This window comes from Okeanomitos corallinicola TIOX110 (assembly GCF_038050375.1).
Taxonomy (GTDB): domain Bacteria; phylum Cyanobacteriota; class Cyanobacteriia; order Cyanobacteriales; family Nostocaceae; genus Okeanomitos; species Okeanomitos corallinicola.
Genome location: NZ_CP150886.1, coordinates 3727804 through 3744259, shown reverse-complemented (window position 1 = coordinate 3744259; position 16456 = coordinate 3727804). Strand labels below are relative to the sequence as shown.

General features: G+C 36.7%; 15 protein-coding genes. 6 read left to right on the top strand and 9 right to left on the bottom strand.

The features are described from left to right. Positions 1-36: 36 nt before the first annotated feature. The gene (locus tag WJM97_RS16340; RefSeq protein ID WP_353929845.1) at positions 37-366 is read right to left on the bottom strand and encodes an HNH endonuclease; all 330 of its coding nucleotides are present in this window, start codon (positions 364-366) and stop codon (positions 37-39) included. A 623-nt stretch (positions 367-989) separates the two neighbouring features. On the opposite strand from WJM97_RS16340, the gene WJM97_RS16335 reads away from it, so the two are divergent. Beyond that, entirely contained in the window at positions 990-2042 is a 1053-nt protein-coding gene (locus WJM97_RS16335; RefSeq protein ID WP_353929844.1) for a glycosyltransferase family 1 protein, read from the top strand. On the opposite strand, the gene WJM97_RS16330 is transcribed toward WJM97_RS16335, so the two are convergent. Beyond that, positions 2039-2812 (bottom strand): ABC transporter permease, encoded by a 774-nt coding sequence (locus WJM97_RS16330; RefSeq protein WP_353929843.1) that lies wholly within the window; start codon positions 2810-2812, stop codon positions 2039-2041. The two genes, WJM97_RS16335 and WJM97_RS16330, sit on opposite strands and share 4 nt — an antisense overlap. Before the next feature lie 313 nt (positions 2813-3125). Here WJM97_RS16330 and WJM97_RS16325 point away from each other — a divergent pair, with 313 nt between their 5' ends. Then, positions 3126-5072, top strand: coding sequence for an FAD-dependent oxidoreductase (locus tag WJM97_RS16325; protein WP_353929842.1), 1947 nt, complete (start codon positions 3126-3128; stop codon positions 5070-5072). Positions 5073-5290: 218 nt separating this feature from the next. Here WJM97_RS16325 and WJM97_RS16320 read toward each other — a convergent pair whose 3' ends face one another. From WJM97_RS16320 to prfB, 6 genes are all read right to left on the bottom strand, one after another. Next, the gene (locus WJM97_RS16320; protein WP_353929841.1) at positions 5291-6058 is read right to left on the bottom strand and encodes an MBL fold metallo-hydrolase; all 768 of its coding nucleotides are present in this window, start codon (positions 6056-6058) and stop codon (positions 5291-5293) included. A 3-nt stretch (positions 6059-6061) separates the two neighbouring features. Next, entirely contained in the window at positions 6062-6661 is a 600-nt protein-coding gene (locus WJM97_RS16315; protein WP_353929840.1) for an aminodeoxychorismate/anthranilate synthase component II, read from the bottom strand. A 142-nt stretch (positions 6662-6803) separates the two neighbouring features. After that, the gene (locus WJM97_RS16310; RefSeq protein ID WP_353929839.1) at positions 6804-7259 is read right to left on the bottom strand and encodes a diacylglycerol kinase family protein; all 456 of its coding nucleotides are present in this window, start codon (positions 7257-7259) and stop codon (positions 6804-6806) included. Between the two features lie 220 nt (positions 7260-7479). Continuing rightward, positions 7480-8013 carry an rRNA maturation RNase YbeY gene (ybeY, locus tag WJM97_RS16305; RefSeq protein WP_353929838.1) on the bottom strand — a complete coding sequence of 178 codons (534 nt, stop codon included), beginning with the start codon at positions 8011-8013 and terminating at the stop codon, positions 7480-7482. A gap of 13 nt (positions 8014-8026) precedes the next feature. After that, the gene (locus WJM97_RS16300) at positions 8027-8182 is read right to left on the bottom strand and encodes a DUF3285 domain-containing protein (protein ID WP_353933190.1); all 156 of its coding nucleotides are present in this window, start codon (positions 8180-8182) and stop codon (positions 8027-8029) included. Between the two features lie 249 nt (positions 8183-8431). Next, positions 8432-9545, bottom strand: a protein-coding gene (gene prfB, locus WJM97_RS16295) for a peptide chain release factor 2 (protein WP_353929837.1) whose coding sequence is annotated in 2 segments (ribosomal slippage) — positions 8432-9472 and positions 9474-9545 — 1113 coding nt in all. Because the reading frame shifts where the segments join, the coding sequence is not laid out codon by codon here. Between the two features lie 496 nt (positions 9546-10041). Between prfB and WJM97_RS16290 the strand changes: the two genes are divergently transcribed. The 4 genes from WJM97_RS16290 to WJM97_RS16275 all read left to right on the top strand — a co-directional run bounded on the left by WJM97_RS16290 (position 10042) and on the right by WJM97_RS16275 (position 15838). Beyond that, positions 10042-11451 (top strand): ATP-binding protein, encoded by a 1410-nt coding sequence (locus WJM97_RS16290; protein ID WP_353929836.1) that lies wholly within the window; start codon positions 10042-10044, stop codon positions 11449-11451. A 170-nt stretch (positions 11452-11621) separates the two neighbouring features. Continuing rightward, positions 11622-12203, top strand: coding sequence for an rRNA large subunit pseudouridine synthase E (locus tag WJM97_RS16285; RefSeq protein WP_353929835.1), 582 nt, complete (start codon positions 11622-11624; stop codon positions 12201-12203). A gap of 435 nt (positions 12204-12638) precedes the next feature. Next, on the top strand, positions 12639-14570 hold the full coding sequence (locus tag WJM97_RS16280) for a serine/threonine phosphatase (protein ID WP_353929834.1): 1932 nt from the start codon (positions 12639-12641) through the stop codon (positions 14568-14570). A gap of 23 nt (positions 14571-14593) precedes the next feature. Continuing rightward, positions 14594-15838, top strand: a complete 1245-nt coding sequence (locus WJM97_RS16275; protein ID WP_353929833.1) for an FHA domain-containing serine/threonine-protein kinase — start codon at positions 14594-14596, stop codon at positions 15836-15838. A gap of 251 nt (positions 15839-16089) precedes the next feature. Here the strand turns inward: WJM97_RS16275 and WJM97_RS16270 are convergent, their stop codons facing one another. After that, on the bottom strand, positions 16090-16308 hold the full coding sequence (locus tag WJM97_RS16270; protein ID WP_353929832.1) for a DUF4327 family protein: 219 nt from the start codon (positions 16306-16308) through the stop codon (positions 16090-16092). Positions 16309-16456: the final 148 nt, after the last annotated feature.

Below are 16456 nucleotides of genomic sequence, written 5' to 3'. Positions count from 1 at the left end.
TAGGGTGCGTTAATGAAATGTAACGCACCATTTTGACTATGGAAGATAACGAATAGGCTGCGCTTGTGCATCAGCAAATTCGTACCAATTCAATTGAGTTTCCCCTATATATTGAACATGAGCTAATTTAATTTTATATCTATTGTTTTCCTGAACAAACTGCACACCAGCATGATTAGCAATATATAATTTATTTTTTTTCGTTTCATCTCGCTGATATATAATAACTCTATCAATTGGACGATTTACATCAATCTTCCAATCTCCTGTTAAACCTGTGTTATTATCACCAAACTCAAGCAGTGTACCATCAGTAAAAATTACCATTACATTTTCATCTAGTTTTATAAAACTGCGAGCTTTCATATCTAATTTCTCCAAAAATGTAAGGTGATAAATAGCAAATGAAATAAGGTTTTGTATAACTATAGCAAATCCAACTCCTGATTAAACTATAAGTAACAAATTTTTACCTAAGTGTGATTGCTTATCTTTTACTTTTACCTTAGAAAACTCAACACTTTCACAATAATATAGATGATGATTAAATGATTAAATTATTAAATTGTTGGGTTTCACTGCGTTCTACCCAACCTACAGTTTGTATGGTTCGTTGGTAATTTGTAGGTTATTGGTGGGATGCTGAAATTGTCATTGTCTGAATCAGGATGTCCAGGATTTGAGGATTTACAGGATTGTAATTGATGAATTGTCTGTAAATATTGAAAGATGATAAAATACAATTACACCAACAGTCAAGAAGTAACAGCAGATAATTTAATAATTTAACAGATAATTTATCTTATCAATCATCCCAAAGTCTCTATTTCTCATAGACAATCAAACAACAACATCCTGAAAATCCTATAATCCTGAACATCCTGATATGGCTACGCCACGCTTCGCTATCAGACAAAAACATTGATGATCAGTAATTACCCATATATAATATTGATTATAATAACCACACCATAGGTTCTAAACATAAAATGCAAATATTTCATCCAGGACTCAGAGAACTACTATTAATTAATCAACACTTATCTAATCATAAAATGGGATTTGTTTCCATAGAAAGACCAATTCCCAAATGGTTTATCAAATTCACTCAAACAATTCCCAGTTATTCCGTAGGATTACAGTTAAGACGTGAATATCGCCATTTTTCTATGGGATTACAAGCAGTATCCCTTAAAGATGTTGATAGTATTTATGTGATGGAAATATATAACCAACATCTTTTAATATTATTACCAATGTTAGTTTTAACAGGTAAAAAAGTATTTTTAGGAATTCATGGAAATCAATTATTTGCTCAAGAAAATAAAATTAAATATCTAGGCTTCGTTTATTTACAAAAGTTCCTAAAATTAAACCCTAAATTCAAAGTAGTTCTTTTAGAATTAGATGATGATTATGTCAGCGAGAAGTTTAAATTTCCAGAATCTACTAAAATCGTAATTCCCCATCCTATCATCAGTGAAGTTACACCAAAATTACAACCGGGAGAAAGGTTAAATCACAATGATAAAATCAAAATTGGTATTGTTGGAATTATTCGAGAAGATAAACCAATTAATAAGATTTTAGGAAAACTTAGAAATTATGTTTCTCAAAATTCTCAGCAACTAGAATTATTCATTGGTACACCTCTTAACCAAAAACCAAAGTTTTTAGAAAATGCCACAGACATCACTTTTATTGATACTACAAAAGATGAAGATTATCTCAAAGCCTTACAAAAATTAGATATTTTAGTCACTGATTTTGATCAAGAACGTTACTATTATCGCGCTAGTGGTGTTATCAGTGATGCAGGTTCTTGTGGATGTTATATTATCGCTCCAGATTATCCAGTAATTAAACATCAAATTAACTGGCCAGTAGTTATTGGTTCATCCTATTCTAGTTTAGATAATTTGGAGCAAATCATTGAACAAGCAATAATTCATCTTCGAGAAATAGGACAAGATAATCACTGGTTATGGAGAGAAAAAAGAAATGCAGAATATATTGCTAAATTACTATTTGCTGATGTTTAAAGTCTTCGTTCTACCATCAACATCCGTTTGTAAGATAACCACCCACAGACTAACATCACCATAGCAAACCAGAATAAAAACCAAAAATGTGAGACGATATCATTAAATTCATCACCCTTAGCCCAAACCCCTAAAAGTGCTTCATTCATGTGGTAAATTGGATTATATTGAGCGATATCTAAAAGAGTTTGCGGAAATAAAGAAGTTGGTAAAAAAGCACCACCTAAAATTAATAAAGGTACACCAAAAGCTGCCACTAAAGCATTAACATCTTCAATGCGTCTAGCTAATTGTGTACCTAAAATAAACCCTAAACCTACATAAGCGATGATACTTAATAAAATAATCATCATTCCTAAGAAAATAGAACCTTTAAAAGTAGCACCCCAAAAAGCAGCAATGGTGTAAACTAATAAAGATTGTCCAATCCCAATAACAGTATGAGCGAGAAAAATTCCTAAAAAGTAAGATGTACCACTTAAAGGAGAAATAAACAACCGTTTCAGAGTTTGTTGTTCTCGTTCTGCAACTACTGTGGCCACGCTTCCACCCAAACAACTAAAAAACAAAGCTGCACCAACTAAAGTTGAAGGTGCTGCACTTTCAAAAGCTACCGCCATCGTTAATTTTGCCCGCTCAGATAAAATAAACCCGTTGAGAATTAAAATGGAGATGGGGAAAATACTCCAAAAAATTAAGCTCCGTCTGCGTCGCAGCAATTCAATTAATATCCGTTGAGTAACTGCTATAGTTTCACGCCAATATTTCATATTGATTTAAGATTTATATAAGTTCATTACTAAGCAAATTTATATTATACTAAGTGCAGAGTGGTCAATTAATAAATAACATATTACACTATCTAAGCATCTTGTTATTGCAGAAGTTAAGATATTACAGATTTATCTATAAATTCGACTTTTGCATATAAAACCTGCATGGAGAATTATGTCAAACACTACCATTAGCCATTAATTTATGCAGCCCTAATTAACTAATGTTTGCTGGCTGATAATAAAACTTTTTCTATTTGTAGCCTTGATTTACTGTCACCGTGCATAATTAAAATCAATTGCATCAACCATGAGTCAACAATCTAATTTACCAGAATCATCTATCATTTCTCGACGTACACTGCTAAAGTTATTCGGTGTGGGTACGATAGTTGGAGTAACGGGTTATTCTCGTTTTAGTAAACCACAACCTTCTGTTTTTCAACCAGATAATCTTGATTTACCCAAAATATTAAATACTAATAAAACTGTTGCTGTAATTGGTGCTGGTTTAGCTGGTTTAGCTTGTGCATACCAATTAGTTAAACGAGGTTTTACAGTTAAATTACTAGAAAAATCTCCACAGTTAGGTGGTAAAATTGCCAGCTGGCAAATTGAAGCTGCGGGGGAAAATTTCCAAATGGAACATGGGTTTCATGGCTTTTTTCCTCAATATTACAACTTAAATAGCGTGGTTTCTGAACTAGGAATAACAGATAATTTTCAATCTTTAAATTATTATTCGGTAGTTTACCACAATTCTCAATATCAACCAGAGGTTTTCCGTCCTAGTAGTTCTGCTTTTCCTTGGAATATCATTGATTTAGCTGTGGCTTCCCCCAACCGTTTAAAATGGGGAATAAATCTCACAAAAGTTAAACATTTACAAGTTTTTCAAGCCATTACAGGTTTTCAAAGAGATAAAAACTATCAGCGATTTGATCATATCTCGGTAGCTGATTGGGTATCTACAGAATTTCCTCAAGGTTTATATGATTTATATTTTCTCCCCTTTGCTAAATCTAGTTTAAATGCACCAGATTTAATGAGTGTGGGTGAACTCATGCAATTCTTTCATTTTTACTTTTTTGGTAATCCCGAAGGACTGGCTTTTAATGGTACAAAAGATGATATGGGAACGAGTTTAGTTGAACCTATCGCCCAAGCAATTCGCAAAAATGGTAACATCATTACTGATGCAAATGTCAGTGAAATTATTGCTGAAAATGGGAAAATATCAGCAATTAAATATTATGTAGGTGACAATAATCATGATGTGCCTTTTTGGGTACAGCGTAATTCAATTGTCAATGAAAAAGAAGATCAAAAAACTGAATATTTTGGGGCTGCGGATGAAGTTTATGCCCTCAAAAATGGTAGTGAAGAAGCTATTTCTCTGACTTGTACCCATCAGGGTTGTACTGTACAAAAAGCCGCAGATGGTAAATTCCATTGTCCTTGTCATGGGGCCGTATTTACAGCAGATGGTAAAGTAGTTAAAGGCCCGGCTCAAAGAGATTTAGCTAAATTTAAAGTGGTACAAAAACAGGATGATAATTTGCAATTGTTAGCAAGTAATCAACAATCATCATCTCCAGAAATAATTACCGCTGATTATTATGTTTTAGCTACTGATGTACCGGGAGTTCAACAATTATTTAAACGCATGACTGGAGATGTAGATGAAAAATTGCGGTCGCAAATTGAAGAATTAAGTATTGCTGATCCCTTCGCTGTTTGTCGCTTCTGGTTTGATCAAGATTTTACATGGGAACATAGTAATTTTACATCTTTATCTGGTTACAAACTAACCGATAGTATTACCCTATATCACCGCATTCAAACCCAATTTATTGAATGGTCAAAACGTACAGGTGGAAGTGTAGTAGAATTACACGCTTATTGTTATAAAGAAAAAGAATTTCCCACCCAAGAGGCTTTATTAACAACCTTTGAACAAGAACTTTATAATATTGTTCCGGAATTACAACAAGCTAAATTACTACATCGAGAATTAGTTAATCAACATAACTTTTCTGGATATCCACCCAATAGTTACAAAGAACGTCCAGAAACCAATACAAACATCACGAATTTATTATTTGCAGGTGACTGGGTAAAAATGCCTTTTCCCTGCGGTTTAATGGAAAGGGCTGTTAGTAGTGGTTTATTAGCTGCCAATGCAATTTCCCATCGTGAAGGGTTGCAGCAAAGAACACTTTTAACAGTTAACCCTGAAGGTTTACTGCGAATTTAATCTCTAGGACTTACACACTCTGACTACAAACTAAAATATCGTCTTAGTTGTGTAAGTCCTGATGAATCCTCCGAATTTAGCGCATCTTCAGGCAGAAATGGTCTTACGACTCACAAAAGGTCAAGATAATTTATATCCGTTTTCCCTGTACTTTTAACCCTCTTTTTGCTTTGATTATTTTATTATCATTGAAGTCAATAGGTTAGGTTGTAAATTACTTAAAACCGATAACTCAAAACCTGAATTTCCGTACTTTCCGGTAACCCCTGAGCATTAACCGCCATCGTATCACCATTACTTCTGCGTACATTTACACCAGGCATCAACGCCAGAAAATCATCTACCGGAGTAATATCACAACTGTTTGGGTCAGCAGCCTGAGTCCGATAATGGGTAGGAATAACCAACTTAGGATTTAACACCTCAACTGCCTGTTTTGCTTCCTGGGCATTGTAAGCTTTATCACTACCACCCACAGGCACTAAAGCCACATCAGGGCGGCCAGTCAAGATTTTTTGCTCAATAGAAATTGGTGCAGCCGCACCCCCTAAATGTAAAATATTTACCCCGCCTTGGCTCCATTTCCACGCAGTATTTTTACCAAATCGTTTACCACCTATACGGTCGTGGTCTATGGAAATTCCCTGAAATCTCAAACCCTTAAACTCATAAACCCCTGGTTGATAAATCAACTGCGGATTTCCCGGTAGTCCTTCCACTGCACCTTCATCTAACAGTTGACTACTAATCAAAACCAAATCGGCTGCTATTTTAGGCGCACGATACCCAGCAGTACAACCCAGAGTTCGAAAAGGATTGACAAGAATTTTTATCCCCCCACCAGTAAACAAAAAGCAAGTGTGACCCAACCATTGAATTGATACACCATTAGATTGGGCATTAACTGGAAGGTGAGAACCGAAATTAGTAACTAAAGCAGTTGCTAAACCAGCACCAGCATAACCCAATAACTCTCGTCGTTTCATGAATCACTCTCTTACCTGTAATTGTTCCAGAAAATTTCTGAGTAACTGCTTACCCGCAGCAGTCAAAACACTCTCTGGATGAAATTGGACTCCCTGAATATGAGGATAGTTCCGATGTCTTACTCCCATAATTGTGCCATCTTCCACCCAAGCAGTAATTTCTAATACTTCGGGACAGCTATCTCGGTCAATCACCAAACTATGATATCTGGTAGCGGTAACAGGATTTTCTAAACCTTGAAAAACTCCAACTCCCTGATGAGATACCAAGGAGGTTTTACCGTGCATCAATTCTGGTGCAGAAACAATTTTACCACCGAATACCTGACCTATACTTTGATGGCCTAAGCAAACACCTAAAATTGGTAAACTAGCACCCAATTTTTTAATCACATCTAAGGAAATTCCCGCATCTTCTGGACGACCTGGGCCTGGGGAAATTACTACAGCATCAGGTTTTAAAGCACGAATTTCTTCTACAGTAATCTTATCGTTACGAAAAACTTGTAACTCAGCAGCTACAGGAAAATCCGATGCTAATTCTCCTAAATACTGTACTAAGTTGTACGTAAAGCTGTCGTAATTATCAATAACTATAATCACAATTATTACCTAATTTATGGAAATTAAAAGCCAGTATCTCCCTTTAAGCATTTTTAGATCAAGGGGAAACAAAATACAACTTCCTTTCCCAAAATTTTTAATCTTCTGGAAAATATACATTTACAAATATCACAAATATATTCTAAATAGTAGTCATGATTAAAGCTACTAGGGGAGGAAGTAAAAGTGTAGCAGCGACAAGCAGAGATACTAGGGCAGATACTAACACTGCCCCTGCTGCACAGTCTTTAGCTACTTTAGCTAAATCATGATATGTTTGCTTGACTGTCAAGTCTACTAAAGACTCGATTGCTGTATTTACTAATTCTAAGGTTAAAACTAGACCGCTAGTAATAGCTATTATAGATATTTCTACTGGACGTAGATGTAATAAAAGACTCAATCCAATAGCAAAGGCAGAAACAGCTACATGAATACGAAAGTTGCGTTGAGTTTGAAAACTATAGGTGATTCCAGCCCAAGCATACTTAAAACTGACCAATAAGTTGGAAGCTATCTTCCAGGAAAGTTCCCTTTCTTTAGACACAAGTGTTGGTAAGCGATTGGGTGTTGGTGGTGGAGATATGTGTTGAGACATTGGTTATATCAACATTTAGGATTTAGGACAAAAAACATGACTGTTACACAGTTGACAATTTCAGAAACCTTAGATCGGTGAAAGCTTAACATATAACATTCTAAGGTTTTAATCTTGGTCAATTTTAAAGACTAGATGAAAATTTAGGCAAATTCTAAGGAATTTATGACAATTGTTCTGTCAACCTAGTCACTTTCAGTCCAAATCTTATCTTTGATAACTATTCAACGTCAATAATAATACCTACAGCTTCAAGTAATGTTACTTGTTTCCCTAACATTTGCTGCAAGCTGTCTTCATCTGGGTGATCCCAACCTAAAACGTGTAACAAACCATGGGCGGTTAACCAGGCTAGTTCTGTGGTTAAACTATGTTGCTGTTGTTGTGACTGGCGTTTGGCTGTATCTATAGAAACAATAATATCACCTAAGTACAGAGGTTGAGAAACCAACATTTCCTCAGTTTGGGGAAAGTCATTTTCTAAAGCGGCAAAGGCTAAAACGTCTGTAGGTTTATTTTGTTGACGGTATTGGGCGTTGAGTTCTTGAATTTGGGCATCATTGGTTAAACGCAAGCCTATTTCATAACTCGATGCTGGTGGAAGTTCAGTTATGAGAATTTCTAACCATTGGTTAAACCAAGTTTCCCAGGTTTGATTAGATATGGGTAAATGAGTATTATCCTGATTTGTTGGTATCTCTGGGGAAATTTCTGGACAACAATTTTCGATGAATAATTCTAATTGAGGATGCACAGAGTTTCCTTTGTTAGCGACTTAGGTAAGCAAGACCTACCAGAACAGCTAATAATCCTACCGCAGTTAGTCCAAAATGTTGGAGGGAAGTCGCACCTTTTCTCACCATGTTCCGCATCGCTAGTTTGACATAGCTGGGTTTGGGTTCGTTTTCAGAAGAATTGCTCATAATTATTTCATTAATAATCTCTACATATAACTTTACATCATCCCATGGGGCATTGGGCATTGGTTATAAGTAGTCGTGCAAAATAAATTTCATATTTAGGAAAGGTGACAGGTGACAGGTGACAGGTGACAGGTGACAGGTGACAGACAAGAGATAGAGATACAGATATTTCTATTGTTTTCCCAAATGTGCAATTAATTTTGCCCAGGTACTTATTTACCCAATCACCAATCACCAATCACCAATCATCTAACTATCTACTAATTGATTTTCTTGACGGAGATAGGATTGGATGAAAGCATCTAAATCACCGTCCATGACATCACCAATGGCGGTTGTTTCTGTATTTGTCCGTAGGTCTTTCACCATTTGGTAGGGATGAAAAACGTAGTTACGGATTTGGTTTCCCCAGGATGCTTCCACCATATCACCGCGAATTTCGGCGATTTCTTTAGCCTTTTGTTCTTGGGCAATGACTAATAATTTGGCTTTGAGACGGGCTAATGCCTTTTCTTTGTTTTGTAATTGGGAACGTTCTTCGGTACAACGTACTGCTAAACCTGTGGGCAGGTGAACTATCCGCACGGCTGTTTCTACTTTGTTGACGTTTTGCCCACCTTTACCACCAGAACGGGTGGTGGTGATTTCTAAATCTTTCTCTGGAATTTCTAACTTGACGCTATTGTCTATTTGGGGCATTACTTCCACCCCGGCAAAACTGGTTTGGCGTTTACCGTTGGCGTTGAAGGGAGAAATTCTGACTAGGCGATGAGTACCTGTTTCAGAACGTAAGTAACCGTAGGCGTAACGTCCGGTAATTTCTAAGGTGGCTGATTTAATACCCGCTTCGTCTCCTTCTGATTCTTCGGCTAATGTAACTTTGTAACCGTGATCTTCTGCCCACCTGGTGTACATCCGCATGAGCATAAATGCCCAGTCTTGAGCATCTGTACCACCTGCACCTGCATTAATGGTTAAAACTGCGCCTTGGTTGTCGTAAGTGCCAGAAAGTAATTGCTGTAGTTCCCATTGGTCGAGGTCGCGGCTGAGTTTGCTGATGGTAGCTTCTGCCTCTTGCAGTAATGCTTCGTCGCTTTCTAGTTCTAATAGTTCAACGACTGCTTTTGTATCTTCTATATTTGTCTGCCACTGATGATATTGATTTAAGTGGGCTTTGAGGTCGTTGAGTTCCTGAAGTGTTTGTTGTGCTTGGGTTTGGTCGTCCCAAAATTCTGGCTGGGCTGATATTTGTTCCAGGTCATGAATTTTGGCTTTGAGTGCAGGTAGGTCAAAGATAGTCCTGGGTTTTACCCAGGCGGCTAGACAACGTTTCGATTTCCCTTTTGATTTCTAGGACTTCCATAGTGTGAACGAATTTTGGGCAATTATGGGGTGATGTGGATATTTTGGTGTTTATGAGGATGGATTGCTGATTTTAGCGATCGCTATTTATTTATATTTCTGATTTTAGCTGTAGTTGTACAATTTATTGGTAATTGGTTGTCAAAATTACCGAACAAATAAATCAGAAATATTTTTGGCATTTACAGAATTTCCATAAATTTCCATAAATATTATGGTTTTTTCTTAACTTTTATTTAATACAAAGATGATAAGGTTCTATTTATCCCAGGATTATGAGATAAATCTATACTTTCTATACTTTGATGAGTATATCATCGAAAGTATAGTATGGGTGCAGGATTGAGTACGCAATCGCCTAATTAAATGAGTTAGTACGAATTCGGTTAAAAAGCTAAAAGTATGATTTTACTCAGCGACATAACTTATTTTTGGAAATTAGGTGATAGCAATTTTAGAGATTGTCAACCTCACATAAATATTAAGGATTATTTAAGATGCTTGCTGTGCATAGCATGAAAAGTGCTGACCAGTTGAATCTAAAGTCAGGATCAACTTTGCAAGAATTACCAGTTTGGACTGTTTATCTAGAATTAGATCACCCAGGAAGTGAATTATCTATAATTTTTGAGCAAAATCCCTTGCTGCCAGGTATTATCTTAACTAAAGATAAGCTATGTGTAGGCATGATTTCCCGACGGCTATTTTTTGAACAAATGAGTCGTCCTTATGGTTTGGGTTTGTTTGCTGGTCGGCCTGTTGAATATTTATATAATTTTTTGCTACCTGAGATATCTATTTTATCTGAAGATACACCAATTGTAGATGCAACTCAAATGGCTTTGGGGCGATCGCCTAAACTTGTTTATGAACCAATAGTAATCATAGATGAGTCTTCCCAATATGGTTTACTAGATTTTCATCAATTACTATTAGCATATTCTCAAATTCACATCCTCACAATTGATAGACTAAAAAAAGAAAAAGAACGAGTGCGGATGGCCAGGGCAGATTTTCGTGATCTGCAACAAAACTACACTCGATTATTACAAAATGAGAAAATGATTGCCTTAGGGCAATTGGTAGCAGGTATTGCCCATGAAATCAATAATCCTATCAATTTTATTTATGGTAACATCACCTATGCCATTGATTATGTAGAAGACCTAATGTACATTCTTGAATGTTGTCAAAAAGGAAAGTCTTATGATGATGTAGCAATAGAAGCCAAGAAGAGAGGAATTGAAATATCATTTATTATGGAAGACTTACCGAAATTATTATCTTCCATGAAAGTTGGTGCTACGAGAATTAATGAAATTGTTTTATCTTTACGTAATTTTTCTAGACTAGACCAAGCACACTTAAAATTTGTAGATATTCATGAAGGCATTGAAAATACATTAATTATTTTACAACACAACTTAAAAGCTAGACCTGATCGTCCAGAAGTTCAAGTAATTAAAGAATATGGTAAATTGCCATTAGTAGAGTGTTATGCAGGGCAACTTAATCAAGTATTTATGAATATCATTGCCAATGCTATTGATGCTCTATCAGAAAGTTATAAATTATCAACTTGTAATCATGATAAAAATAAATCATCTTCATCTTTGCAAAAAGATTTAATCATTCGTATTCATAGTGAGGTAAGTGATGATAATCATGTGATAGTGCGTATATCTGATAATGGTATGGGAATACCAGAAAATGTACAAACACGACTGTTTGATCCTTTCTTTACTACTAAACCAGTAGGTAAAGGAACGGGTTTAGGTTTGTCAATTAGTCATCAAATTATAGTAGAAAAACATTGTGGACAAATTTATTGTGTATCTCATATAGGAAAAGGTTCTGAATTTATTATTAAAATTCCTATTGAAGCTGTTAACAGAGAACTTGAGTAATTTTTTTGGGATCGAAAATGTTAACTAATTCCATCAATTCAATATATTTAAAATCTTCTAGGCCTTTATAGGCATTGGAGTCTGGGATTTAATAAATATAAATTCTAGGTATTAAACTTTAGTCATTTTAGTTTATACCATAAAAATAATGCAAGAGCCGAAAATACTCAATGCCCAATAACTTTAAATATATAATCTTTCATAAACCCTATGGTGTTTTAAGCCAATTTACCCAGGAGTCGCCTAAACACATTACCCTCAAAGAATATATTGACATCCCTGATATCTATCCCGTAGGACGCTTAGACTGGGATAGCGAAGGCTTAATGTTATTAACCAACGATGGTAAATTGCAACATCTTCTTGCCAACCCTCGGTTCGGCCATAAACGCACCTACTGGGTACAAGTAGAACGGATTCCTGATACAGAAGCCATTAATAAATTATGCACAGGGATAGAAATTAAAGATTATCGGACTCGTCCTGCTCAAGTTAAGCTATTTTTAGAAGAACCCACCGTTAGCGATCGCCAACCCCCCATTAGATATAGAAAAAACATCCCCACAGCTTGGCTAGAAATGACCCTCACCGAAGGTAAAAACCGTCAAGTACGCCGCATGACAGCCGCTGTAGGTTTCCCCACTCTACGCTTAATTAGGGTAAGTATAGCCCACCTAAAATTAAACGGTTTACCTTTAGGAGAATGGCGAACCCTCACCTCCTCAGAGATCAAAGATTTAAAAAAAATCTAAAACTCCGGAATTGATCAGGTTATACAGGTTTAAAGTTTTATGAGTGCCAGTTTTCATCAACGAGAACTCAGAAACATATCTTCTATGCGTCCTCTGTCGTTAGTTATTTCATACATTGTGTATTAACTTCTATCATTGTCAGGTTGTATGGGATAAAATTAGTTTTTCTTCCTCAACTCCTGCTCCATCCAGTCCACACTACTGATTTATTGTATTTATTGTATTTTATGAGTAAAAATTACAGCTTTCTGGTCATATTTCAAAGTTTGAGAGAATAATTTTTCTCCATTACCAATTACAATTTGTCTGTTACCCATATTCTCTGATGAATATACAATCTATTATCTATCCACCTTCATCAGAAGTTGCTAATAGTAACACTGGGAATTGTAGTGGCTAGAAGCATCTTAGAAGCAAAGTCAAGGAATTTCTACTATGCTAATTTGCCCTCATTGCAAATTTGAAAACCCCAACGATAACAAGTTTTGTCAAAGTTGTGGTACATCCTTAACTAACAAAACCTGTTCAAAATGTGGTGCTGATGTTCCTTTTAACACTCGATACTGCCAAGAGTGTGGTACAGAAAGCGGCAAAACTTGGTTAGCAATAATTACCCAAACAACATCTACTACTGCACAGGTTGAAGACGAAAAACTATTACAAAATACAGCAGCCCAGGATTACCTTACACAACTAAATGTAGGCTCATTTCTAGACCGAGGAAAACGCTATCAATTTCTAGAATCCTTACTTAGTCGAGAAAATATCCCTGGTAATACTCAAATCATAGTTAGGGTTTTAGATTGCCAACCCTTTCACATTTCGCCAATTGAAGCCATGCTGGAAAATCAACCCCAGGACTTAGTGATCCCATCATTAAGTGTAATTGGCATACCTAGTTTAGCTCAAGCTTACGTATTATTGCAAAGAGAATCACCCTCAATAATTCCAGAAATACACGATGCTTGGCAGCAAGATAATATACAATTTGTTTTACTTGAAGATCGGTCTAACTGGCAATTGCTACTAGATGGATGGCAAGATCATAATACTCATCCACTACAGCGGCTACACTGGTGTTATCAAATGATCCAACTATGGATAATACTAGGAAAGGTGAATTGCCGTCATAGTTTATTGGATCTATCAAACCTTTGTTTAGATGAAGACCAAACCCTGGGTTTAAAAAGGTTACATACAGCAACATCCACCGATAATTTGCCCATAGATACAGAAAATGCAGGTAACCCTTTAACAATCAAGGATTTAGGGCGAGTATGGTACAGTCTATGCAAACAGTCTCAACGTACTGAACTAGGCTCTATTGTGCAGATGTTAGGTGATTTAGAAGTTGGTAAAATCAATACCTTAGAAGAATTGCGATCGCGTCTAGAAGAAATTGCCACAGAAATACAACCAGCAGCTCAAACTAACAATTCCACACAAATGCAAGATACTTCTTCCCCAACTCGATTACAAGATGACGATTGGGAAACCAGCGAAAAAAACGAAGACGCACCCACTATCATCCTCTCAATGAAATTAAGGAGTTTAGAAGATGCAGGACGTACAGACGTTGGTAGACAACGTGATCACAATGAAGACTATTTTGGCATTGAAAACAGCCAGCAGAAATTAGAACTACCCAGAAATCGCAATGTACAAGCAAAAGGTTTGTATATTCTCTGTGATGGGATGGGGGGTCATGCAGGGGGAGAAGTCGCCAGCGAACTAGCTGTAAATACCCTCAGACAATACTTTCAAGCAAACTGGACTGATGAGGAACTACCCACAGCAGACACCATCAAAAGCGGGGTTTTTCTAGCCAACCAAGCTATTTATGATCTTAACCAGCAAGGACTGCGTTCTGGTGTTGGACGCATGGGTACTACTTTGGTAATGTTACTGGTACAAAATACCAAATTAGCTGTCACTCATGTAGGAGATAGTCGTCTTTATCGCTTTACACGCAAAGGCGGACTACAACAAATGACTGTAGATCACGAAGTTGGTCAACGGGAAATTTCCAAAGGTGTAGAACCAAGTATTGCTTATTCCCGCCCAGATGCCTACCAACTCACCCAAGCACTAGGGCCAAGGGATGTAAACTTCGTCCATCCAGATGTAGATTTTTTCGAGATTCGAGAAGATACTGTATTGTTGTTAGCGTCGGACGGTTTATCAGATAATGATGTAGTAGAAAATAATTACCAAACTCATTTAGCACCTTTACTAAGTTCTAGTTCAAATCTGGAATTAGGTCTAAGTGATTTGATTGATTTAGCAAACGAACAAAACGGCCACGATAACATTACAGGTATACTAATTCGACTCAAGGTTTCTCCTGATCAGCAAAGTTGGCAATAAACTCTTAATTATTAGGCTTTCTCGTGGTTACTCTGACCTTATTAGACCAGCATTATAAAACACCCGTAAAACAGTGGTGTTTTGAAATGTCTACCGTGATTCGCATCGGCCGCGCGGTTGATAATCACGTGGTTTTAAATGACAGTTTAGTTTCTCGGTATCATCTGGAACTCAAGCAGCTAACAAATGGGAATAATGGTGATGCTTGGCAGGTTATCAGCCAAGGTACAAACGGTACTTTTCTGAACGGTACTCTGATTAGTAAAAGTACAATTTCTGATAACTCCTTGCTGCAATTGGCACAAGGTGGTCCCATACTCAAATTTCAAATTCAGGATCTTCCAGAACCAACAGTTTCTCCTTGGACACCCGCACCCCAGGAAACTGAACAGGTTTCTTCTTCTCGTTGTCAACATGAAGGTAACTCACCTAACAATATTTTCTGTATTCACTGCGGCCAACCTATTACTGTCCTCAAGCGCATTCGTCACTATCAAATCCTACGCACTATAGGACAGGGTGGTATGGGTACTACTTATTTAGCTTGGGATGCCACGGGTGAGAGTACAGGAGTACCGCAACTGTTAGTTCTCAAGCAAATGAATGCCGACATGGCAAAAATTGCCAAAGCACGGGAATTATTTGAAAGAGAAGCCAATACCCTAAAATCTCTTGATGATCCGGGAATTCCTCAGTATTATGATTTCTTTGTAGAGGATGGTAAAAAATACTTGGCTATGGAGTTAATTCACGGTCAGGATTTAGAGAAAAGGATACATCAAACTGGACCAGTTACACCCCATCAGGCGATCGCTTGGATGATTCAAACCTGTGATATTTTAGATTACCTACACAATCAAGAACAACCACTAATTCACAGAGATATTAAACCAGCTAATTTAATGGTGAGAAATGCTAATAACCAGGTTGTAGTTTTAGATTTTGGTGCGGTAAAAGAAACAGGGACAGCACCAGGAACTAGAATAGGTGCAGAGGGTTATTGCGCTCCTGAACAAGAAAGAGGACAACCCCTAACACAATCAGATTTATATGCAATCGGTCCGACAGTAATATTTTTATTAACTGGGGAAAATCCTTTAAAATTTCTCCGTCAAAGGGGAAAAGGTTTTTGTTTTGAACTAAAAAATGTACCTACCATTACTCCCCAACTACGGGAAGTTATTGAACGTGTTACCGAACCCTTACCACGGGATCGCTTTCAAACTGCTAAGGAATTAGCTAAGGCTTTAATGTCTGTCCCTAGCTAACAGAATCTGATCAGCAGTGAATTTTAATTCTGGAAAAATAGGGGCAACTATCTGTTCATTGCGTTTCCCCATCATGAAATTCATAAAAACCATACTCTGGTTTCCCTTGAATAAACTCTTCAAAAGTTATTTACCAGGTTTTTGATCAGGCTTGAGTCATTATTCAATGCCTGGAAAAGTGCCTTGAAAAGTAGTAATCGAAAATGGGAAATGGTTAATAGAGTGATCCATCTTCCCACTTCCCATTATTTCTAATCTTCGTCCCAAGTTTCTACCGCTAATAAATCGCCAATGGGGTCTTGCATACTAAAACCAAAATCTAGTAGTTCCCGTTTCCAATGCTGCCAATCATCGCCATAGAGTAAGGCAATTTTCCAGATGCTATCCGTAGTCTTAATAATGTCGGATTCTACGAGTGATTGCATATTACGTTGCAATTTCACCATGGGGTGAATCACTTGTTGAGTCATAAATATGTATGTAGTTCAGATTTTATTTGAGTAAATGCTTGATTAAAACTGCTTTCCGGCTGGTAATTATTACTGGTGCGTAGGTCTTTATAGTTGGTAAAGCTAGTCTTAACTTTCTTAGTTTACCATATTTTACCCTTGTCAGTTA